We start from the raw sequence: 20,535 nt of genomic DNA, 5'->3' as shown, positions 1-20,535 counted from the left end.
TGCGCGGGCGCCTGCGTGTGCGTTGTTAAGAAGGGGCCCTTCCTCTACCGGAGGCGTTAAGAAGGGGCCCTTCCTTACACGCTCAGCCGGCGGCGAGCTTGAGGCTGAAACCGAGGAACAGCACCGCGACCGCTGTGGTGCCGCTCGCGGCGAGCCGGCGGCGCTGCCGGAACTGGGCCGCCAGGTACGTGCCGGTGAAGATCAGCACGGTCAGGTAGATCGCGCTGGCGACCTGCGCGATCAGGCCGAGCAGCAGGAACGACAGCGCCGGCCAGGCGTACCCGGGTTCGACGAACTGGATGAAGAACGAGACGAAGAACAGGATCGCCTTCGGGTTGAGCAGGCTGATCACCAGCGCCCGCCGGAACGGTTCCCGCTGTTCGGCCGGCTCCACCTCGTCGATCAGGCGCGGCGTGGCCGGGTCGTTGCGGTCGCGCCAGCGCCGCCACGCGCCGCGCAGCATGGCCAGCCCCAGATACCCGAGGTACGCCGCGCCGGCGTACTTGATCACCAGGTAGAGCGGCGGGTACGCCTGGAGCAGCGAGGCCACCCCGGCGGCGGAGAGGACCATCAGCACCGCGTCGCCGACGAACACCCCGGCCGCGGCCCGGTAACCGGTGGCCACGCCCCGGCGGGCGGCGGTGGCGAGCACGAAGAGCGAGTTCGGCCCGGGCAGCAGCACGATCGCCACGGTGCCCAGCACGTACGTCCAGATGTCGGTGATCCCCAGCACGCCGGACATCATGACGCCGCGCCCGCGGTCGGGCGAAGCCTTTCCCGCAGGCTGACCTGTGCCTTCGGCCACTCCTGCGCGAGCATGGAGTACTGCACGGTGTCCCGCCAGGAGCCGTCGGCGCGCTGCTTGTGCTGCCGGAGCACGCCCTCCCGGCTCGCGCCGAGCCGTTCGATCGCCCGCTGGGAGCGTTCGTTGCGGATGTCGGTGTGCCAGACCACCCGGACCGCGTCCAGGTCGTCGAAGGCCCGGCCCAGCAGCAGCAGCTTCGCCTCGGTGTTCACGCCGGTACGCCACCACGGGCGGCCCAGCCAGGTGTAGCCGATCGCCAGCGACCGGCGGACCGGGTCGATCTCGTAGTAGGAGGTGGTGCCGATCACCGCGCCGGTGACGGCGCAGCGCTGTGCCCAGCACACCTGCTCGCCGCGTTCCTGCGCGTCCAGGTAGCCGGCGATCACCCGGCGCATCTCGGCGGCGTCGGCCGGCTGGGCGCCGCCCAGGTGCCGCCACACCTCCGGGTCGGCGGTGGTGGCGTACAGCTCGTCGGCGTGGGCGAGGTCGAGCGGCTCCAGCACCACGTGCTCGCCGCGCAGCACCGCCGGCTCGTGCCACGGCGAGCGGGCCGCCCGCAGGTACGCCGGCACCGGCGCGCTCACCCCGGGCGCGGGTTCGGGGCGGCCCGGCGTGAGCCGCAGCGGCACCACACCGGCCCAGTGCGGCAGCGCCTCGTCGGCGGGCTCGTCGTTGACGCCGCCGGTGCGCATCCGCACCGACACCTCACGCAGCGGCAGCGCCAGCACTGCGGTCTCGGCCAGCTCGCGCCGGTTCGGCGGCCGGCTGTCGGCGGACCGGCCGGCGGCCACCTTCTCCACCAGCGCGGTCATCACCGCCGCCTTCTCGCCGGGATCGTCGACCAGCCGGGCGGTGCCGTGCGCCACCACCGAGCGGTAGTTGGCGCTGTGGTGGAACTGGGAGCGGGCGTAGATCAGCCCGTCGAGGTGGGTGACGGCGACGCAGACCGGCAGCCCGGCCTCGCCCCGGGCGGCGAGCAGCGGCCGGCTGCCGGTGGACCCGTGCAGGTAGAGCGTGTCGCCGATGCGCACGTGCAGCGTCGGCAGGATGCGCGGCTCACCGTCTACTGTGAACGACAGCGCGCAGTGGTAGGCCTCGTCCAGCAGCGCGTGCGCGGTGGCCCGGTCGTAGTGCATCCGGTCGCGGGCGCGGCTGGCCGTGGTGCGGGCGGTCGGGGGGTACACGTGACATCCCACCTTCGTTCTAGTACAATCCTGGAACTGTGGCAGCACATTATCAGATCGCCGGGTCCACGTCGGCCGCGATTTCGGCAAGCGTCGAATCGGGCATCCGCACCGGTGACCTCGCCCCCGGCGACGCCCTGCCCGCCGTCCGCGCGCTCGCCGCCGACCTCGGCGTCAGCCCGGCCACCGTCGCGAAGGCGTACCAGGAACTGCGGCAACGCGGCCTGGTCGCGACCGCCGGCCGGCACGGCACCCGGGTGCGCCCCCGCCCGCCGGTCGCCGCCCGCCGCTCCGCGCTGCTGCCCCCGCCGCTGACCGGTGGCCGCGACCTCTCCGCCGGTCAGCCCGACCCCCGGCTGCTGCCCCCGCTCGGGCCGCACCTGGCTGCGCTCGCCGCCGAGATCGGGCCCCCCGGCGGGTACGCGACCGACGCCGTGCTGCCCGACCTGGCCACCCTGGCCCGGGAGCGGCTCGGCGCGGACGGGGTGCCGGCCGGCGAGCTGACGGTCACCGGCGGCGCGCTCGACGGCATCGAACGGCTGCTCGCCGCCCACCTGCGCCCCGGCGACGCGGTCGCGGTGGAGGACCCGGGCTGGGCCAACCTGCTCGACCTGATCGCCGCGCTCGGGCTGCGTACCGTCGGAGTGCCGGTGGACGACGAGGGCCCCACAGTCGGCGGCGTCCGGGCGGCGCTGGCCGCCGGGGTCCGGGCGCTCGTGGTGACCAGCCGGGCGCAGAACCCGACCGGCGCCGCAGTCTCCGCCGACCGGGCCGACGCGCTGCGGACGCTGCTCGCCGGCCGGGCCGACCTGCTGCTGATCGAGGACGACCACGCGGCCGAACTGGCCCGCGTACCCCTGCACCCGCTCGCCGGGGCGACGCCGGCCTGGGCCTTCGTCCGGTCGGTGAGCAAGCCCTACGGGCCCGACCTGCGCCTGGCGGTGCTGGCCGGCGACGAGGCCACAGTGGCGCGCGTGGCCGGGCGGGCCCGGGTCGGCGCCGGTTGGGTCTCCACGGTGCTGCAACGCCTGGTCGTGTCGCTCTGGCGTGACCCGGCAACGGCGGAACTGGTGCGGCGCGCGGCGGACAGCTACGACAGGCGGCGCGACGGGCTGGTGACCGCGCTCGCCGCGCGCGGGGTGGCCGCGCACGGGCGTACCGGGATCAACGTCTGGGTGCCGGTGCCCGACGAGACGGTGGCGGTCACGACGCTGCGCGACGCCGGGTGGTCGGTCGCCCCCGGCGGGCTCTACCGGATCGCCGCCGCCCCCGCCGTGCGCGTCTCGGTGAGCGCGCTGGACGAGGCCGACATCCCCGCGCTCGCCGACGCGCTCACCGCCGGAAGGAAGGGCCCCCTGTTAACGCAATCGGTATAGGAAGGGCCCCCTCTTGACACCTCCCGGCAGCGCGGCGGGCCGCTCGCGTGCGCGCCGCCCGACGGGGTAGAACGATCGGCATGGCCGAGACCGAGAGCGCCCCCGGAGCACAGGAGTTCATCCCGCCGTCGGCGGACACCATCGACGAGCTGCGCGCCGCGGCGGGCGACTGCCGGGGCTGCGAGCTGTACCGCGACGCCACCCAGACCGTCTTCGGCCGCGGCGACGAGCACGCGCGCGTGGTCTTCGTCGGCGAGCAGCCGGGCGACATCGAGGACCAGAAGGGACTGCCGTTCGTCGGACCGGCCGGGCGGCTGCTCCGCAAGGCCGTCGACGACGCCGCGCTCGACCCGGCCCAGATCTACCTGACGAACGCCGTCAAGCACTTCCGGTTCGAGCTGCGCGGCAAGCGGCGCATCCACCAGACCCCGGACCGGGTGCACGTCACCGCCTGCCGCCCCTGGCTGGTCGCCGAGTTCGCCCGGCTGCGCCCGGAGATCGTGGTGGTGCTCGGCGCGACCGCCGCCAAGGCGCTGCTCGGCCCGTCGTTCCGGGTGACGAAGCAGCGCGGTGAGCTGCTGCCGTGGCCCGCCGCCGCGCAGCACCCGGAGGACTTCGAGCGGGTGCCGGTGGACCGGGCCGGCGCGGTCGCCGACGCCCCGGCGGCCCGGCTGCTCGCCACCATCCACCCGTCCGCGGTGCTGCGTGCCGACAACCAGGACGTCGCGTACGAGGGCCTGGTCGCCGACCTGAAGGTGGCCGCCAAGGCGCTGCGCTGACTCAGGAGCGCTGCTGCCAGGTGCAGAGGCAGACGCGGTTGCCGTCCGGGTCGGCGAGCACCCAGAAGCTCGGCGCCTCCGCGTCGCTGACCAGCGTGCCGCCGGCCGCCAGCGCTGCGGCGATGCGCGCGTCCACCTCGGCCGGGTCGACCCACACGTCCGGGTGCCACCGCTGCCGGGGCTCGTCCCGGCCGGAACGCTGGAACCAGACCGTCGGCAGCACGCCGTCCGGGTCGCGTACCTCGTCGTCGTCCGGGCCCCGGCCGTCCGGCGACCGCCAGGCCAGGACCGCCCGCCAGAACGGCAGCACCGCCGCGTGCTCCGGGGTGTCCAGCGCGAGTTCCAGGCGGGCCAGCCCGGCCGCCGACAGGGTCAGCCCGGCGTCGGCGGCCAGCGCCGAGATCGTCCGGGCCAGCCGCAGGTCACGCCCTGTCACGCCGCCCGCGTCGTGCGACCACAGCCGCACGTCCACGTGGGTGTAGCGCAGGTCCAGGTCCGGATGATGATCGACCCGCTCGGCCTCCGCGCCCACCGCGGCCACCAGCGCCAGTCCGGCCGCGAAATCGGGGGTACGGATGCGCGTCTGCAACGCCCCCAGCAGGTACGTCCACCCGTCCAGCCCGGCCTCGGCCACCTGTTTCCCCGTGAGTGTGCTCATCCGGCCATCCTGGCGTGCTTGCCGCCCGCCCGCCACCGTCCGCAGGGCGAGCACGGATCGACACGCAGGGATACGATCCGCGCATGGCCGACTCCCGACCTCGTGTGTCGCTGTTCCGGTTCGGCGCTCCAGGGCCGTACGTGGCGTCCATGGTGTTCACCGGACTCGGCTGGCTGCCGATCCGGCTCTGGGAGGAGCGCGACGGGTCCGTGCAGGTCGCGGTGCTCCGGGCCGGTCTGGCCGCGGTGATCTGGGGGTTCGCGTTCTTCTTCCTGGTGGCTCGGGGAAGGCCGCGCGCAGCCGAGGCGGAACGGGCCGCCGCCTGGGCGGTCACCGAGACCGCGCTGCGCCGGGGCGAGCCGCCCGCCGACGAGGCGGGGCGCGCGGCGGTGGCGGACAACCTGCCCGCGGTACGCCGGGGAGCGCTGTTCGGGGCGGCCGGTGGCGTCGTGCTGCTCGTCCCGCTGATCGTGCTCGCGATCCGTGCCGGGTGGGAGGCCGCCGCCGTCGGGTTCGGGATCGTCCTGGTCGCGGTGCTGGCCGAAGCCGTGCGTACCGGCCGTCGGGAGCGTCGGCTGCGAGCGGCGCTCACCCCTGTCCAGGGCGGGTGAGCGGTGCCAGACTGGCCGCCATGGAGCAGCATCTCTACGAGCCCGTCCACGACGAGTTCCGTGACCTGTGCCGCCGGTTCCTGACCCGGGAGGCGGTGCCGCACCACGAACGCTGGGAGGCCGACGGGATCGTCGACCGGCAGGTGTGGCGGGCCGCCGGGGCGGCCGGGCTGCTCGGCCCCGACGTCGACCCGGAATACGGCGGCGGCGGGCAGCGCGACTTCCGGTTCAACGCGGTGCTCGACGAGGAGATCGTCGCGTCCGGGTGCTCCGGACTCGGGTTCGGGCTGCACAACGACGTGGTGGCGCCGTACCTGACCGAGCTGACCACCGGCGACCAGCGCAAGCGGTGGCTGCCGGGCTTCTGCTCCGGCGACCTGGTCACCGCCATCGCGATGAGCGAGCCGGGCGCGGGCAGCGACCTGGCTGGTATCCGCACCACGGCGGTGCGCGACGGCGACAGCCTGGTCCTCAACGGGCAGAAGACGTTCATCACCAACGGTGAGATGGCCGACCTCGTGGTCGTGGTGGTCAAGACCGCGCCGGACCAGGGCGCGCACGGGGTGAGCCTGGTCGTGGTGGAGAGCGGCACACCGGGCTTCAGCCGGGGCCGCCGCCTCGCCAAGGTCGGGTTGAAGGCGAACGACACCGCCGAGCTGTTCTTCGACGACTGCCGGGTGCCGGCGGAGAACCTGATCGGCACCGAGAACCACGGCTTCTACCACCTGATGGCCAACCTGCCCCGGGAACGGCTGAGCATCGCCGTCACAGCGGTGGCGGCCTGCGAGAAGCTGCTCGCGCTCACCATCGAGTACGCCCGCTCCCGGGAGGCGTTCGGCCGGCCGATCGGCCGGTTCCAGCACAACCGGTTCCTGCTGGCCGAGCTGGACACCGAGGTCACCATCGCGCGGACGTTCGTCAACCACTGCGTCGCCGAGTTCAACGCGGGCCGCCTGTCGGTGACCGACGCGGCGAAGGCCAAGTGGTGGACCACCGAACTGCAGACCAGGGTGGCCGACCGGTGCGTGCAGCTGCACGGCGGCTACGGCTTCATGGCGGAGTACCCGGTGGCGAAGGCGTGGCTGGACAGCCGGGTGCAGACCATCTACGGCGGCACCACCGAGATCATGAAGGAGATCATCGGCCGGGGCCTCGGCCTGTAGCGAAACCGGGTTGCCGGTCGGACGGCCCGGCGCGGGAGGATGAGGGCATCCGTCCTCACCAGGAGCGCGTATGTCCACCGACCTGACCGCGCCGGCCCCGCCCCGGCCCGACGTCGCCGGCATCCAGCGGCGTACCGTCCGGCTGCTGTTCCTCACCCAGATCATCGGCGGCATCGGCGTCACCATCGGCATCTCGGTCGGCGCGCTGCTCGCCGCCCGGGTGGCCGGCACCGCCCTGGCCGGGCTGGCGCAGAGCGCCGGTGTGGTCGGCGCCGCGCTGCTCGCCATCCCCGTCACCCGGCTCATGGCCGCCCGTGGCCGCCGGCCGGGGCTGGTCCTCGCGTACGTCGTGGGTGCGGTCGGCGGCGTGCTGGTGGTGGTCGCCACCGTGACGCGCCTGGTGCCGCTGCTCTTCGTCGGCATGCTGCTGTTCGGCGGCGGCACGGCGGCCAACCTCCAGGCCCGCTACACGGCTGTGGACCTGGCCGAGCCGCAGCGCCGGGGGCGGCAGCTCTCGCTGGTGGTGTGGGCGACCACCATCGGCGCGGTGGCCGCGCCGAACTTCGCCGCGCTCGCCGACGAGACGACCCGGGGCTGGGGCCTGCCGGCGCTGGCCGGCCCGTTCGCCTTCAGCGCCGTCGCGTTCACGCTCACCGCCGTCGTACTCCTGGTCCTGCTGCGGCCGGATCCGCTGCTCACCGCGCGCCGGCTGACGGCGGCCGAGCCGGCGGCGGGCGCCGCACCGGCGGTCACCCGCCGCGGTGGCATGGTCGCCGCGTGGCGCACGGTACGCGGGCGGCCGGCCGCCCGCCTCGGTATCGCCGCTGTCGCGGTGGGGCACCTGGTGATGGTCGCGGTGATGTCGATGACCCCGGTGCACCTCGGCGAGTGGCACTCCGACGCGGACGTGCTGCCCGTGGTCGGCCTGGTGCTGAGCCTGCACATCGCGGGCATGTACGCGCTGTCGCCGGTGGTGGGATGGCTCACCGACCGGTTCGGCCGGCGGCCGGTGATCCTCGGCGGGGTGGCGCTGCTGCTGGCCGCGTGCGCGGTGTCCGGTACCGCCGGGCACAGCACGCCGCTGCTGTCGGTGGGGCTGACGCTGCTCGGGCTGGGCTGGTCGGGCACGATGGTGGCGGGCTCGACGCTGCTGTCGGAGTCGGTGCCCACCGCCGACCGGCCCGGCGTGCAGGGCCTGTCCGACCTGCTCATGGGCCTGGCCGGGGCGGGCGCGGCGGCGGCGAGCGGGTTCGTCATGCGAGCGGTGGGGTACCCGACGCTCACCCTGCTGTCGGCGATCGCGGTGGTGCCGCTGGTGGCGCTGGCGTTGCGCCGTACCGGCACTGCACCACTCGACGAGGAGGACTGAACACGTGCGGCTGACCGACTTCTGGACGCGGCTGGAGGAGGCGTTCGGCCCGGGGTACGCGGCCAGCATCGCCAGCGACCAGGTGCTGTCCCAGCTCGGCGGGCGGACCATCGAGCAGGCCCTCGCCTCCGGTGAGGAAACGCACGTGGTGTGGCGTGCAGTGGTCGCCGCGTATCCCGACCGGGTGCCCGCCCGACTACGCTGAGCAGCCTTTTCGTCGATCCCGCGTGTCGCTTGCCCAGTCGTACACCTGTTCGGCTATTGTCCACAGCGGGGTGCTCGTCCACAGCTCACGGCCCGTCGGCTGGTTTTCTGTCGGACCCAGCGCCTAGCGTGTCCCGCGTGACGCGAAGCTCAGGAAAGACGCCGGCGAAGGCAGGGGTGGCAACGATGGCAGCAGGGCCTGACCGGGAGAAGGCGCTCGACCTTGCTCTCGCTCAGATCGACAAGCAGTTCGGCAAGGGTTCGGTGATGCGGCTGGGGGAGCGGCCAGTCGTGCAGACGGCTGTCATCCCGACCGGCTCCATCGCGCTCGACGTGGCGCTCGGCGTGGGCGGTCTGCCCCGCGGCCGGGTGGTCGAGATCTACGGTCCGGAGTCCAGCGGTAAGACCACCGTCGCCCTGCACGCGGTGGCGAACGCCCAGCGCGCCGGCGGCATCGCCGCGTTCATCGACGCCGAGCACGCGCTCGACCCGGAGTACGCACGGGCCCTCGGCGTCGACACCGACGCCCTGCTGGTCTCCCAGCCGGACACCGGCGAGCAGGCGCTGGAGATCGCGGACATGCTGGTCCGCTCCGGCGCGATCGACATCATCGTGATCGACTCGGTGGCGGCCCTGGTGCCGCGCGCCGAGATCGAGGGCGAGATGGGCGACAGCCACGTCGGTCTCCAGGCCCGGCTGATGAGCCAGGCGCTGCGGAAGATCACCGGTGTGCTCAACAACACCGGCACCACCGCGATCTTCATCAACCAGCTCCGCGAGAAGATCGGCGTGATGTTCGGCAGCCCGGAGACCACCACCGGTGGTCGGGCGCTGAAGTTCTACGCCTCGGTCCGGCTCGACGTGCGCCGCATCGAGAGCCTCAAGGACGGCACCGACGTGGTCGGTAACCGCACCCGGGTCAAGGTCGTGAAGAACAAGGTCGCCGCGCCGTTCAAGCAGGCCGAGTTCGACATCATGTACGGCAAGGGCATCTCCCGCGAGGGCTCGCTGATCGACGTCGGCGTGGAACAGGCGATCATCCGCAAGTCCGGCGCCTGGTACACCTACGACGGTGACCAGCTCGGCCAGGGCAAGGAGAAGGCCCGCGAGTTCCTCCGCGAGAACCCGGACGTCGCGGCCGAGATCGAGAAGAAGATCCTGGAGAAGCTCGGCGTCGGCACCGCTGGTGCGGGCGACGCCGCCGGTGGCCCGGAACTGCCGCCGGTCGACTTCTGATCCGCTGACCGGTGGCAGGACGACGCGCCCGTACGGGCCGGGGCTGGGATGCCGGCCCACCCCGTACGGGCGACGCCACAGGTACGCCCCGGTCTCGCCGGGGACGCCGTGATCGCGCGGCGGAGCCCGATGCAGGGGAGGCTCCGGCTCCGCCGCGCGACGAGGCCGAGGTGGCCCGGGAGATCTGCCTGCGGCAGCTCGCGGTGCGTCCGCGCACCCGGGCCGAGCTGGCCGGCGCGCTGGCCCGGCGCGGCATCTCCGAGGAGGTCGCCGAGCAGGTCCTCGACCGGTACGACGAGGTGGGCATCGTCGACGACGCCGCCTTCGCGCGTGCCTGGGTGAGCAGCCGGCACAACGGCCGCGGGCTGGCCCGTCGGGCGCTCGCCAACGAGCTGCGTCAGCGCGGCGTCGACGGCGAGGTGGCGGGCGCGGCCCTGGACGGGCTGGACGAGGAGACCGAGGCGCAGACCGCTCGCGCCCTGGTGGAGCGCAAGCTGCGCAGCACCCGGGGTGAGCCGGACGCGGTGTTCCGGCGCCTGGTCGGCATGCTGGCGCGCAAGGGCTACCCGGCCGGGGTGGCGATCCGGGCGGTGAAGGACGCGCTGGCCGCGCAGAGCGCCGAGGCGGCCGAGTTCGCCGAGCACATCGACGCCGACGCGATGGCCGACGCCGAGAACGACCTCGACTCCCGCCGGCTCGACTGACCGACCGGCGGCCGGTGTCGCGGCCGCCGTCCCGAGGGGAGGCCAAACCCGTGCTGAAGGCGTGTCTCAACGGCACACGACGGCGGGACGAGCACCCCGCCGTGCCGCTCACCCCGGCCGAACTGGCCGCCGACGCGGTGCGCTGCGCGACCGCCGGGGTGGCAGCCGTGCACGTGCACCCGCGCGACGACGGCGGCGTCGAGTCGCTCGACCCGGCCGTGATCGCCGCGGCGGTCACCGCCATCCGGGCCGCCCGTCCCGGCCTGCCGGTCGGCGTGAGCACCGGCGCCTGGATCGTCCCCGACCCGGCCGCGCGGGTCGCCGCCGTCCGCGCCTGGACGGTGCTGCCCGACTTCGCCTCGGTCAACGCCCACGAACCCGGAGCGGCCGAGGTCGCCGCCGCCCTGCACGAGCGCGGCGTGATGGTCGAGGCCGGTCTGTGGGCGCCGGCGGCGGTCGACGTCTGGCGCCGCTGGTCCGCGCCGACCGGGCGGATCCTCGTCGAGTGCATGGCCGAGCAGGTCGAGACGGCGCTCGCCGACGCGGCGGCGATCCTCGCCGCGCTGCCCGGCGAGCACCCGCCGGTGCTGCTGCACGGCGAGGGGCCGGCCACCTGGCCGGTGTACGCCGTGGCGGTCCGGCGTGGCCTGCACACCCGCATCGGCCTGGAGGACACGCTGCTGCTGCCCGACGGCACCCAGGCCCCCGACAACGCCACCCTGTGACCACGGCCTCGCCGCCCGCTGACCCACCCCGGCCCACCCCGCCCGCCCCGCCCGGCCCGCCCGCCTCGCTCCGTTGATCACGAAGTTGACGGCACTTCCCGTCCGTTGCCCAGGCCAACTTCATGATCGAGCCCGTCAACCTCATGATCGTGCGGGGTGGGGGCGGGCGGCGTCGATGGGGGAGGGGGCCTGAGCAGGCCGGGAGCGGCGGGACGCGGCGCTGAGGGGCGGGGTTTGTCCGGGCCTGTCCGGCATCTGATCACCGCTGAGTGACGCCGCAACTTCTCTCCGTCCGGGTGGTTTGATCATGACTCCTTGACCGAACGGCCCCTCGCGACCTAGCCTCGCCATACAGGCTCACTTTGCCCGACCAGCGCAGGCTAAGCGCACAACATAGATCTCGTAACAGAACAGCATCACTTTGGCCAGCTACACCGGCCCTTGACGGGCGCTCCGGAGACCCCGGAGCCTCCGACAACTGCAACCGGCCCGCCAGCGGTGCCCCTCAGGGGACACCGCCGACGGAAAGCTGCCCACAGCCAGCCGCTCCGGTCGGGCGTCCAGAGCCGCAGGCGCGTGTCCTTCGCGCGTGTCCTGCGGCGCCGACGTTCAGGGGGAGGCGGCCATGGCAGGGCGGCACAGGTTCACCGGCGGTCTGCCACACGGCCCCGACCCTTCCTCGGCGAGCGTGCCCGCGCACCGGTGCGGAGCGATGCGATGAGCGCCTTCGACGTCGTCCTCCTTCTGGTCGTGCTGCTGCTGGTCGTGGTGGTGGTCGGCGCCGTTCTGTTCGGCGTGCGTACCCTCAAGCGGCTCAGCCTGGCACCCGCGCCGGAGGACCCGGCCTTCATCGCGGAGAAGGACCGGCAGGAGCAGTCCCTCGCGGCGTTGCGGACGGCCGCCGACGAGGTGAACAGCACCATCGACGTGGCGAAGTCCGCGGCCGCGGCGGCGCGGGCCGAGGCGGCCGCCGCCAAGGCGGAGGCCAAGGCGGCGCGGGCCGAGGCGCGGCGGGTGCTCGACGACGCCCGCGCCGAGGCGGACACGGTGCTGGAGCGGGCGCACAAGCAGGCCGAGGCGGACGCCGAGCAGTTGCGCGCCACCGCGCGGCGCAGCGGCGAGCGGGAGGTGGCGGTGCTGGCCGCCACCACTCGGGAGCAGGCGGCCGAGGTGGAACGGCGCGCCGCCCGGATGGACGAGCGGGAGCGGCTGCACACCGAGGAGGTGGAGCGGCTGGCCGAGCGGGAGCGGCAGCTCACCGCCGCCACCGCGGCGCTCGCCGCCCGGGAGGCCGCCCTGGCCGAGCGCGAGCGGACGCTGACCGAGGTGGAGGAGCAGCGCCGCCGGGAGCTGGAGCGGGTAGCCGGCCTGACCGCCGACGCGGCGCGCGCCGAGCTGGTCGAGTCGATCGAGGGGCAGGCGAAGCGGGAGGCCGCGCTGCTGGTCCGGGAGATCGAGGCGGACGCCCGGGGCAGCGCCGAGCAGCGCGCCCGCAACATCGTGGTGGACGCCATCCAGCGGGTGGCCAGCGAGCAGACCGCGGAGAGCGTGGTCAGCGTGCTGCACCTGCCCGGCGACGAGATGAAGGGGCGCATCATCGGCCGGGAGGGGCGCAACATCCGCGCCTTCGAGTCGGTCACCGGCGTCAACCTGATCATCGACGACACCCCCGAGGCGGTGCTGCTGTCGTGCTTCGACCCGGTACGCCGGGAGGTCGGCCGGGTCACGCTGGAGAAGCTGGTGCTCGACGGCCGGATCCACCCGCACCGGATCGAGGAGGTCTACGACCTCGCCCGGCAGGAAGTGGAGGAGCTGTGCCTCCGGGCCGCCGAGGACGCGCTGGTCGAGGTCGGCATCACCGAGATCCACCCGGAGCTGGTCACGCTGCTGGGCCGGTTGCGCTACCGCACCTCGTACGGGCAGAACGTGCTCAAGCACCTGGTGGAGACCGCGCACATCGCCGGGGTGATGGCCGCCGAGCTGCGGCTGGACGTGCCGACGATCAAGCGGTGCGCGTTCCTGCACGACATCGGCAAGGCGCTCACCCACGAGGTGGAGGGCAGCCACGCGATCATCGGGGCGGACGTGGCCCGCAAGTACGGCGAGAGCGAGGACGTGGTGCACGCCATCGAGGCGCACCACAACGAGGTGCCGCCGCAGACCATCGAGGCGGTGCTGACCCAGGCGTCGGACGCCTGCTCGGGCGGGCGGCCGGGCGCGCGGCGGGAGAGCCTTGAGGCGTACGTCAAGCGGCTGGAGCGGATCGAGGAGATCGCGGCCGGCAAGCTGGGCGTGGAGAAGGTCTTCGCGATGCAGGCGGGCCGGGAGATCCGGGTGATGGTCAAGCCGGACGACGTGGACGACATCGGCGCGGCGGTGCTGGCCCGGGACGTGGCCAAGCAGATCGAGGAGGAGCTGACCTACCCGGGTCAGATCCGGGTGACTGTGGTGCGCGAGTCCCGGGTCACCGAGATCGCCCGCTGAGCAGCGGTAGGAAGGAGAACGGGCGGGTGGGGGAGAACCCCACCCGCCCGTTCCGTGTCCGTCGGACGACGTCAGCTCACAGCGGCGTGACGCCGGTGCCGCCGTCGGTCTGCGTCGCCGGCAGCGGCTTGGCCGCGGTGCGCGGCAGCCGGGTCAGCCGCTTCTGCAGCCACCAGGCCAGCACCGACAGCAGGCCGCAGATGGCGATGTAGATGGCGGCGACGATGAGGTACGTCGGCACGTACGGCAGGCCGAACGCCAGCCGGCCGCCGATCTGCTTGCCCACGAACAGCAGTTCCGGGTACGTGATGATGAAGCCGAGCGCGGTGTCCTTGAGCAGGACGACGAGCTGGCTCACGATCGCCGGGAGCATCGACCGGAACGCCTGCGGCAGCAGGATCAGCCGCAGCACCTGGTTCTTGCGCATGCCGATGGCGTACGCGCCCTCGGACTGCCCGTACGGCACGGCGTTGATGCCGGCGCGGAAGATCTCCGCCAGCACCGAGCCGTTGTAGAGCGTCAACCCGATGACCAGCGCCCAGAACTTGTCGATCGGCCAGCCGTACTGCAGCGGCACGTAGTAGCCGAAGAAGATCAGGATCAGCAGCGGGATGGCCCGGAACAGCTCCACCACGAACGTGGCCGGAGCGCGGAACAGCCACTTGTCGCTGAGCCGGGCGCTGGCGAAGAACGCGCCGAACAGCAGCGCCAGCAAGGTGGCGACGGCGGCGGCCTTGAGCGTGGCCCAGAGACCGTTCAGCAGTTCCCGCTGCACGGCCGCGTACTGGAACTGCTCCCACTTGCGGGCCTCGAACTGGCCGGTCTGGTCGAACTTGTAGATCACGAACGCGATCAGCGCGACGATCGCGGCGATCGAGACGATGCCCAGGATCCGGTTGCGCCTGCGGGCCTTCGGGCCGGGAATGTCGTAGAGGACGCTGCTGCTGCTCACCGGGCCACCGCCCACTTGCGCTCGAGGAACCGCTGGAGCACCACCAGCGGGAGGATCAGAACGAGGAAGCCGATCGCGATCCAGGTGAGCACGACGAACTGGGGCTCACCCCGTTCGGCCATGTAGGCCGGGATGGCGCCCGCTTCCAGCACGGAGAAGCCGGCGGCGATCGTGGTGTTCTTCAGCATGGCGATGAGAACGCTCATCAGCGGTGGGACCATCGCCCGGAGCGCCTGCGGCAGCACGATCAGCGTCAGCACCTGGGCGAACGTCATGCCCAGCGCCCGCGCCGCCTCGGCCTGCCCGGTGGCGACCGTGTTGACGCCGGAGCGGACCACCTCGCAGATGAACGCCGAGGTGTAGGCGATCAGCGCGATGCAGGCGCTGTTGAAGTAGTCGATGTTGACGTCCAGCTTCGGCACCGCGAAGACGAGGAACGCGAACACCAGCGTCAGCGGCGTGTTGCGGACCAGGTTGACGTAGGTGGCGCCGAACGCCCGCAGGGCGGGGACCGGGGACACCCGCATCGCGCCGAGCAGCATGCCGAGGACGAGACTGCCGACGCCGGCGATCAGGAACAGCTTGACGGTGTTGTAGAACCCCTCGCGGAACAGGCTCGCGTTGTCCGTCAGGACGCGGAAGAACTCGCCCATACCTCGCTCTCACTCTCTCCAGACGGGACCGGGCGGGGAGGAGGACCTCCCCGCCCGGTCCGACGTCGGTGCGGACCGTCAGTACCGCTCGAGCTGCGGCGCAGTGGCCGGCGAGCCGGACTTGCCGAGCGTGCCGTCGTAGATCTTCTTCCAGGTGCCGTCGGTGAACGCCGCCTCGATCTGGTCGTTCACGTAGTCACGCAGCGCCTTGTCGTCCTTCGGCAGGCCGATGCCGTACTTCTCGGTGCTGAACGGCTGGCCGACGACCTTGAGCTCGTCCGGGTTCTGCGCGGCGTAGCCCTTGAGGATGGCGTCGTCGGTGGTCACCGCGTCGACCTTCTTGTCGAGCAGCTGCGAGACGCACTCCGAGTAGGTCTTGAACTCGACGATGTTCTCGGCCTCGGTCAGACCCTCGTCGCGGACCTTCTGGATCGGCGTGGAGCCGGTGGCCGAGCAGACCTTCTTGCCCTTGAGCGTGTCCTTGCCGGTGATCGACGACTCGTCCTTGCGGACCAGCAGGTCCTGGCCGGCGACGAAGTACGGGCCGGCGAAGGAGACGTCGTTCTTGCGCTTGTCGGTGATCGAGTAGGTGCCGACGTAGTAGTCGATCTCGCCACCCTTGATCGCGGTCTCCCGGTTGGCGGAGGCGATCTCCTTGTACTCGATCTTCGCCGGGTCGACGCCGAGCTTGCTGGCGACGTACTGGGCGATCTCGATGTCGAAGCCGCAGCGCTTGCCCTGGGCGTCCTTGTAGCCGAGGTTCGGCTGGTCGAACTTGACGCCGATGACGACCTTGCCGGCCGACTTGATCTTCTCGAAGGCCGGGCTGCCGGCGACGTTGGCGTCCGTCTTCGGGGTGAAGGTCACGCCCGAGCTGCTGCAGCTGTCGCCCTGCGCTCCACCGCTGGCGTTGCCGCCGCCGCTGGGAGCGGGGTCCCCCTCCTTGCCGCAGGCGGCCGCGGACAGGGCGAGCGAGGCCATCATGGCCACCGCCGCCACGCGCTTGTAACGCATACTCATCTCCTTCTTCAACGGAGTCGACGGGGCGACTCCACTACGGACGCTCAGTGGGTGAGGATCTTGGAGAGGAAGTCCTTGGCCCGCTCGCTGCGCGGGTTCGCGAAGAACTCGGCCGGCGGCGCGTCCTCGACCAGCTTGCCGTCGGCCATGAAGATGACCCGGTTGGCCGCGTGCCGGGCGAAGCCCATCTCGTGGGTCACCACGACCATGGTCATGCCGTCGCGGGCCAGCGACGTCATCACGTCCAGCACCTCGCCGACCATCTCCGGGTCCAGCGCGCTGGTCGGCTCGTCGAACAGCATCGCCTTGGGCTGCATCGCCAGCGCGCGGGCGATCGCCGCCCGCTGCTGCTGACCGCCGGAGAGCTGCGCCGGGTACTTGTCCGCCTGGTTGGCGATGCCGACGCGGTCCAGCAGGGCCAGGCCGCGCTCACGGGCGGCGGCCGGCTTCTCCTTGCGGACCTTGACCGGCCCCAGCGCGACGTTCTCCAGGATGGTCTTGTGCGCGAAGAGGTTGAACGACTGGAACACCATGCCGACCTCGCTGCGCAGCTTGGCCAGGGGCTTGCCCTCGGCCGGCAGCGGCTGCCCGTCGAAGGTGATGGTGCCGGAGTCGATCGGCTCCAGTCGGTTGATGGTGCGGCAGAGCGTCGACTTGCCGGAGCCGGACGGGCCGATGACCACGACCACCTCGCCCCGGTCGACGGAGAGGGACACGTCGTCGAGCACGTGCAGCGGCCCGAACCACTTGTTGACCCCGTCGAGCACGATCAGCGGGTCGCCCGTCGTCACGTCGTCCACCGTCCCTGTCGTCCATGGCGGAATTCGGGGGTCGGTCGACCCCCGGTTGGGCAACTGTAGGCGGGGTGATGTGGCAGGACGCAACTCAGATGGTCACGGAGCGGTAACACCGGTCACGGGCGTACCGTCCCGTCCGAATTTCGTCACTCGCGGGTGGGCCGAGTGGCGCCGTCGCCGCAGGCCCGAGATCATGAGGGGATGACCGACGCGATCCGGCTGACCGACTACGCCCGCGGTGGCGGTTGCGCCTGCAAGATCCCACCCGGCGAGCTGGAGGCGATGGTCGCCGGTCTCGGCGCCACCGGCGGCTCGGCCGATCTGCTGGTCGGCCTGGAGAACGGCGACGACGCCGCGGTGGTCCGGCTGGACGAGCGTACGGGCCTGGTGAGCACCGCCGACTTCTTCACCCCGGTGGTCGACGACGCCTACGACTGGGGCCGCATCGCCGCCGCCAACGCGCTCTCCGACGTGTACGCGATGGGCGGCACTCCACTCGTCGCGCTCAACCTGCTCTGCTGGCCCCGCGGGGTGCTGCCGCCGGAGATGGCCCGCGAGGTGCTGCGCGGCGGTCTGGACGTGGCCCGGGAGGCGAACTGCCACCTGGCCGGCGGGCACAGCGTGGACGACGACAGCCCGAAGTACGGCCTGGCGGTCACCGGCCTGGTCCGGCCGGAGGAGCTGATCACGCTCGACGCCGGGCGAGTGGGGCTGCCGCTGTCGCTGACCAAGCCGCTCGGCGTGGGCGTGCTCAACACCCGGCACAAGCAGACCGGGCAGCGCTTCCCGGAGGCGGTCGAGTCGATGGCCCGGCTCAACCGGGACGCGGCCCTCGCGGCGGTGGCCGCGGGCATCCGCTGCGGCACCGACGTGACCGGCTTCGGCCTGCTCGGGCACGCCTCGAAGTTGGCCCGCGCGAGCCGCCTGACGGTGGCGATCGACGCGGCTGCGGTGCCGTACCTGCCGGGTGCGCGGGAGGCGCTGCGCGACGGGTACGTCAGCGGTGGCACCCGGCGCAACCTGGACTGGGTCACCCCGTGGACCGACTTCGGCGGCGCCGACGAGGGGGAGCGGCTGCTGCTCGCCGACGCGCAGACCTCCGGCGGCCTGCTGGTCGCCGGCGAGGTGCCGGGCGGCACGGTGATCGGCGAGCTGCTGCCTGCCTCGGAGCACCTGATCCGGGTGCGCTGAGCCTCGATTCGCGGCGCGGCCGGGCCGTCGCCGCGGCACCGTACCCGATAAACTGTCATCTTCCAGCTACTCTGGGCAACGTCGCCCGAGGGAATTTTGCCCGGAATGGTCACAGACCGGTAACTTGCGCCCGGCTGAGGTCAAATGCACCCCACCATCGTCATTGAGGCCCGATCCGGAGGCCGGTGGAACGAGCGCAGCGAGGAGGCGGCATGACCGAGCTGTGGAACTGGAGAATCGACGGCGGCGAGCCGGTGGAGGTCTACCCGGCACTGGCCGAGGCCCTCGGCCGGGTGGTGATGCCCATGGCCGTCGCCGACCCGGTCCGGCTCCCCGCGTACGCGGTGGTCTGCGACGTGTGGGAGGCGCCCGGGCTGTACGGCACAGTGGTCGACTGTTACGGCGTGCCCGAGAGCCTGTCCGAGCTGCCCGCGCTGGCGGCGCTGGCCCGGCTGCTGGGCCGCAACTGCCTGATGCGTGACGACACGCTCGACGCCGGCCGGCACCTGCTTGTCGCGCCGGACGGCACGATCCGGCCGGTGCACTTCGACGTGGCCGACACCGACGACGGTGAGGTGCTCAGTCACCACCGGCTCTGCACGGTCGCCGACGCCCGCTGCCGGGGTTGGTCGCAGTGCCACCGCTCCCGCTGGGCCCCCGACACGGTCGCCCCGGCGCTCGCCGCCGCCTGAGCGCGGGCGCCGGCGGGCGCCCGTGACAGGTGCTCGCCGCCGTGTCCCTGCCGGCGGCGAGCGGAGACGGCCCCGGGCTCAGCCCCGGGCCGCCTGCTGCTGCCCCCGCACCACGAGCTGGTCGAGCAGCGTCGCGGTGGCGGCGGCCACGGCGTCCACAGCGGCGTCGAACGCGGCCGCGTTGTGCGCCGCCGGGGTACGGAATCCGGAGATCTTCCGGACGTACTGCAACGCGGCGGCTCGGATGTCCTCCTCGGTCACCACCGGGACGTACGGCTCACGCAGGGTCTTGATGCTCCGGCACACGGCTCCTCCTCGTTCGATCCGATCGGCTCCACCCGGATACGCTGTCCGGGTCATGACTACCGCAGCCGCGGGCAGCCCGCGCACCTACCAGGTGCGTACGTACGGCTGCCAGATGAACGTGCACGACTCCGAGCGCATCTCCGGCCTCCTCGAGGATGCCGGTTACGTGCGTGCCGCCGAGGCCGACGATCAGCCCGACGTGGTGGTGTTCAACACCTGCGCCGTCCGGGAGAACGCCGACAACCGGCTCTACGGCAATCTGGGTCATCTGCGCCCCGTGAAGGCCAAGCACCCCGGGATGCAGATCGCCGTCGGCGGCTGCCTGGCCCAGAAGGACCGGGGCGACATCGTCCGCAAGGCGCCCTGGGTGGACGTCGTCTTCGGCACGCACAACATCGGCTCGCTGCCGGCGCTGCTGGACCGGGCGCGGCACAACGCGGCGGCCGAGGTGGAGATCCTGGAGTCGCTGGAGGTCTTCCCCTCCACGCTGCCGACCCGGCGCGAGTCGACGTACGCCGGGTGGGTCTCGATCTCCGTCGGCTGCAACAACACGTGCACGTTCTGCATCGTGCCCTCCCTGCGCGGCAAGGAGAAGGACCGCCGCCCCGGCGACATCCTCTCCGAGGTCCGCGCGCTGGTCGACTCCGGCGTGCTGGAGGTGACGCTGCTCGGGCAGAACGTCAACTCCTACGGCGTCGAGTTCGGCGACCGGTACGCCTTCGGCAAGCTGCTGCGCGCCTGCGGCGACATCGACGGGCTGGAGCGGGTGCGGTTCACCAGCCCGCACCCGAAGGACTTCACCGACGACGTGATCGCCGCGATGGCCGAGACGCCGAACGTCTGCCACTCGCTGCACATGCCGTTGCAGTCCGGCTCCGACGACGTGCTGCGGGCGATGCGCCGCTCGTACCGGTCGGAGCGTTACCTGGGGATCATCTCCAAGGTCCGGGCGGCGATGCCGGACGCGGCGATCACCACCGACATCATCGTCGGCTTCCCCGGCGAGACCGAGGCCGACTTCGTCCGCACGCTCGACGTGGTACGGGAGGCGCGGTTCTCCTCGGCGTTCACGTTCCAGTACTCCAAGCGCCCCGGCACCCCCGCCGCGACCATGGACGGGCAGCTGCCCAAGCAGGTCGTGCAGGAGCGGTACGAGCGGCTGATCGCCTGCGTCGAGGAGATCACCTGGGCGGAGAACAAGAAGCTGGTCGGCGAGACCGTCGAGGTGCTGGTGGCTGTCGGCGAGGGCCGCAAGGACGAGCGCACCGGCCGGATGTCCGGCCGGGCCCGCGACGGCCGGCTCGTGCACTTCGCCACCGGTGAGCTGGCCGGGCAGATCCGCCCCGGCGACATCGTGCACACAGTCGTCACGTACGCCGCCCCGCACCATCTGAACGCCGACGGCGCGCCGCTGGCGCACCGGCGCACCCGGGCCGGGGACGCGGCCGAGGCGGGACAGGTTCCGCGTACCCCCGGGGTGCTGCTCGGCCTGCCGACGATCGGCGCACCGGCCCCGTCACCGGCCCCCATCGGCGGCTGCGCCGCCCACTGACCGCCCGCGTGTAAGGAAGGGCCCCCTTTTAACACTCGGTGTTAAAAGGGGGGCCCTTCCTCTACCGCAGGCGT

At 72.6% G+C, this 20,535-nt stretch carries 21 protein-coding genes; 13 read left to right on the top strand and 8 right to left on the bottom strand.

Annotated elements, in window-relative coordinates; genetic code table 11:
• Positions 1-82: 82 nt before the first annotated feature.
• Positions 83-745, bottom strand: coding sequence for a leucine efflux protein LeuE (leuE, locus tag Q3W68_RS00820; RefSeq protein WP_302903638.1), 663 nt, complete (start codon positions 743-745; stop codon positions 83-85).
• A complete protein-coding gene (locus Q3W68_RS00815; protein ID WP_302903637.1) occupies positions 742-1,989 on the bottom strand; it encodes a bifunctional pyridoxamine 5'-phosphate oxidase family protein/GNAT family N-acetyltransferase in 1,248 nt (415 codons plus the stop codon). Before Q3W68_RS00815 ends, leuE begins: the two co-directional genes overlap by 4 nt.
• A 38-nt stretch (positions 1,990-2,027) precedes the next feature.
• Here Q3W68_RS00815 and Q3W68_RS00810 point away from each other — a divergent pair, with 38 nt between their 5' ends.
• Both Q3W68_RS00810 and Q3W68_RS00805 read left to right on the top strand, forming a co-directional pair.
• Entirely contained in the window at positions 2,028-3,365 is a 1,338-nt protein-coding gene (locus tag Q3W68_RS00810; protein ID WP_302903636.1) for an aminotransferase class I/II-fold pyridoxal phosphate-dependent enzyme, read from the top strand.
• Between the two features lie 80 nt (positions 3,366-3,445).
• Complete coding sequence (locus Q3W68_RS00805; RefSeq protein WP_302903635.1) at positions 3,446-4,144, top strand: UdgX family uracil-DNA binding protein; 699 nt, start codon at positions 3,446-3,448, stop codon at positions 4,142-4,144.
• Position 4,145: 1 nt separating this feature from the next.
• On the opposite strand, the gene Q3W68_RS00800 is transcribed toward Q3W68_RS00805, so the two are convergent.
• Positions 4,146-4,802 (bottom strand): 4a-hydroxytetrahydrobiopterin dehydratase, encoded by a 657-nt coding sequence (locus tag Q3W68_RS00800; protein ID WP_302903634.1) that lies wholly within the window; start codon positions 4,800-4,802, stop codon positions 4,146-4,148.
• An 83-nt stretch (positions 4,803-4,885) separates the two neighbouring features.
• Here Q3W68_RS00800 and Q3W68_RS00795 point away from each other — a divergent pair, with 83 nt between their 5' ends.
• From Q3W68_RS00795 to rny, 8 genes are all read left to right on the top strand, one after another.
• Positions 4,886-5,413: a hypothetical protein gene (locus tag Q3W68_RS00795; RefSeq protein WP_302903633.1), complete on the top strand. Its 528-nt coding sequence runs from the start codon at positions 4,886-4,888 to the stop codon at positions 5,411-5,413.
• A 20-nt stretch (positions 5,414-5,433) separates the two neighbouring features.
• Positions 5,434-6,576, top strand: coding sequence for an acyl-CoA dehydrogenase family protein (locus Q3W68_RS00790; RefSeq protein ID WP_302903632.1), 1,143 nt, complete (start codon positions 5,434-5,436; stop codon positions 6,574-6,576).
• Between the two features lie 70 nt (positions 6,577-6,646).
• Positions 6,647-7,945: an MFS transporter gene (locus Q3W68_RS00785; protein ID WP_302903631.1), complete on the top strand. Its 1,299-nt coding sequence runs from the start codon at positions 6,647-6,649 to the stop codon at positions 7,943-7,945.
• Positions 7,946-7,949: 4 nt separating this feature from the next.
• A complete protein-coding gene (locus tag Q3W68_RS00780; protein WP_302903630.1) occupies positions 7,950-8,150 on the top strand; it encodes a DUF3046 domain-containing protein in 201 nt (66 codons plus the stop codon).
• Positions 8,151-8,335: 185 nt separating this feature from the next.
• Entirely contained in the window at positions 8,336-9,385 is a 1,050-nt protein-coding gene (gene recA, locus Q3W68_RS00775) for a recombinase RecA (protein WP_302903629.1), read from the top strand.
• Between the two features lie 11 nt (positions 9,386-9,396).
• Entirely contained in the window at positions 9,397-10,089 is a 693-nt protein-coding gene (locus Q3W68_RS00770) for a regulatory protein RecX (protein WP_302903628.1), read from the top strand.
• A 50-nt stretch (positions 10,090-10,139) separates the two neighbouring features.
• On the top strand, positions 10,140-10,814 hold the full coding sequence (locus Q3W68_RS00765; RefSeq protein WP_302903627.1) for a 3-keto-5-aminohexanoate cleavage protein: 675 nt from the start codon (positions 10,140-10,142) through the stop codon (positions 10,812-10,814).
• A 717-nt stretch (positions 10,815-11,531) separates the two neighbouring features.
• Positions 11,532-13,298: a ribonuclease Y gene (rny, locus tag Q3W68_RS00760; RefSeq protein WP_135238908.1), complete on the top strand. Its 1,767-nt coding sequence runs from the start codon at positions 11,532-11,534 to the stop codon at positions 13,296-13,298.
• Between the two features lie 76 nt (positions 13,299-13,374).
• Here rny and Q3W68_RS00755 read toward each other — a convergent pair whose 3' ends face one another.
• The 4 genes from Q3W68_RS00755 to Q3W68_RS00740 all read right to left on the bottom strand — a co-directional run bounded on the left by Q3W68_RS00755 (position 13,375) and on the right by Q3W68_RS00740 (position 16,723).
• Positions 13,375-14,250: an amino acid ABC transporter permease gene (locus Q3W68_RS00755; RefSeq protein ID WP_302903626.1), complete on the bottom strand. Its 876-nt coding sequence runs from the start codon at positions 14,248-14,250 to the stop codon at positions 13,375-13,377.
• Positions 14,247-14,903: an amino acid ABC transporter permease gene (locus Q3W68_RS00750; RefSeq protein WP_302903625.1), complete on the bottom strand. Its 657-nt coding sequence runs from the start codon at positions 14,901-14,903 to the stop codon at positions 14,247-14,249. Before Q3W68_RS00750 ends, Q3W68_RS00755 begins: the two co-directional genes overlap by 4 nt.
• A 78-nt stretch (positions 14,904-14,981) precedes the next feature.
• Positions 14,982-15,917 carry a glutamate ABC transporter substrate-binding protein gene (locus Q3W68_RS00745; protein ID WP_302903624.1) on the bottom strand — a complete coding sequence of 312 codons (936 nt, stop codon included), beginning with the start codon at positions 15,915-15,917 and terminating at the stop codon, positions 14,982-14,984.
• A gap of 50 nt (positions 15,918-15,967) precedes the next feature.
• Entirely contained in the window at positions 15,968-16,723 is a 756-nt protein-coding gene (locus tag Q3W68_RS00740; protein ID WP_120571055.1) for an amino acid ABC transporter ATP-binding protein, read from the bottom strand.
• A 198-nt stretch (positions 16,724-16,921) separates the two neighbouring features.
• Here Q3W68_RS00740 and selD point away from each other — a divergent pair, with 198 nt between their 5' ends.
• Entirely contained in the window at positions 16,922-17,911 is a 990-nt protein-coding gene (gene selD / locus Q3W68_RS00735) for a selenide, water dikinase SelD (RefSeq protein WP_302903623.1), read from the top strand.
• A 212-nt stretch (positions 17,912-18,123) separates the two neighbouring features.
• Positions 18,124-18,603: a hypothetical protein gene (locus Q3W68_RS00730; protein WP_302903622.1), complete on the top strand. Its 480-nt coding sequence runs from the start codon at positions 18,124-18,126 to the stop codon at positions 18,601-18,603.
• Between the two features lie 78 nt (positions 18,604-18,681).
• Here Q3W68_RS00730 and Q3W68_RS00725 read toward each other — a convergent pair whose 3' ends face one another.
• Positions 18,682-18,909, bottom strand: a complete 228-nt coding sequence (locus Q3W68_RS00725; RefSeq protein WP_018785974.1) for a DUF2277 family protein — start codon at positions 18,907-18,909, stop codon at positions 18,682-18,684.
• A 52-nt stretch (positions 18,910-18,961) separates the two neighbouring features.
• Here Q3W68_RS00725 and miaB point away from each other — a divergent pair, with 52 nt between their 5' ends.
• Positions 18,962-20,461, top strand: a complete 1,500-nt coding sequence (miaB, locus tag Q3W68_RS00720; protein ID WP_302903621.1) for a tRNA (N6-isopentenyl adenosine(37)-C2)-methylthiotransferase MiaB — start codon at positions 18,962-18,964, stop codon at positions 20,459-20,461.
• Positions 20,462-20,535: the final 74 nt, after the last annotated feature.

This window comes from Micromonospora sp. C28ISP2-4, assembly GCF_030519385.1.
GTDB classification, from domain to species: Bacteria; Actinomycetota; Actinomycetes; order Mycobacteriales; family Micromonosporaceae; genus Micromonospora; species Micromonospora tulbaghiae.
The sequence above is the reverse complement of the archived record's forward strand: the minus strand, read 5'-3'. Positions and strand labels throughout refer to the sequence as shown.

Bases quoted from the DNA above. Each gene is read 5' to 3' on its own strand.
- leuE (WP_302903638.1), bottom strand. From the start codon at position 745: ATGATGTCCGGCGTGCTGGGGATCACCGACATCTGGACGTACGTGCTG.
- Q3W68_RS00805 (WP_302903635.1), top strand. From the start codon at position 3,446: ATGGCCGAGACCGAGAGCGCCCCCGGAGCACAGGAGTTCATCCCGCCG.
- Q3W68_RS00800 (WP_302903634.1), bottom strand. From the start codon at position 4,802: ATGAGCACACTCACGGGGAAACAGGTGGCCGAGGCCGGGCTGGACGGG.
- Q3W68_RS00795 (WP_302903633.1), top strand. From the start codon at position 4,886: ATGGCCGACTCCCGACCTCGTGTGTCGCTGTTCCGGTTCGGCGCTCCA.
- Q3W68_RS00790 (WP_302903632.1), top strand. From the start codon at position 5,434: ATGGAGCAGCATCTCTACGAGCCCGTCCACGACGAGTTCCGTGACCTG.
- Q3W68_RS00785 (WP_302903631.1), top strand. From the start codon at position 6,647: ATGTCCACCGACCTGACCGCGCCGGCCCCGCCCCGGCCCGACGTCGCC.
- recA (WP_302903629.1), top strand. From the start codon at position 8,336: ATGGCAGCAGGGCCTGACCGGGAGAAGGCGCTCGACCTTGCTCTCGCT.
- rny (WP_135238908.1), top strand. From the start codon at position 11,532: ATGAGCGCCTTCGACGTCGTCCTCCTTCTGGTCGTGCTGCTGCTGGTC.
- Q3W68_RS00750 (WP_302903625.1), bottom strand. From the start codon at position 14,903: ATGGGCGAGTTCTTCCGCGTCCTGACGGACAACGCGAGCCTGTTCCGC.
- Q3W68_RS00745 (WP_302903624.1), bottom strand. From the start codon at position 15,917: ATGCGTTACAAGCGCGTGGCGGCGGTGGCCATGATGGCCTCGCTCGCC.
- selD (WP_302903623.1), top strand. From the start codon at position 16,922: ATGACCGACGCGATCCGGCTGACCGACTACGCCCGCGGTGGCGGTTGC.
- Q3W68_RS00730 (WP_302903622.1), top strand. From the start codon at position 18,124: ATGACCGAGCTGTGGAACTGGAGAATCGACGGCGGCGAGCCGGTGGAG.
- miaB (WP_302903621.1), top strand. From the start codon at position 18,962: ATGACTACCGCAGCCGCGGGCAGCCCGCGCACCTACCAGGTGCGTACG.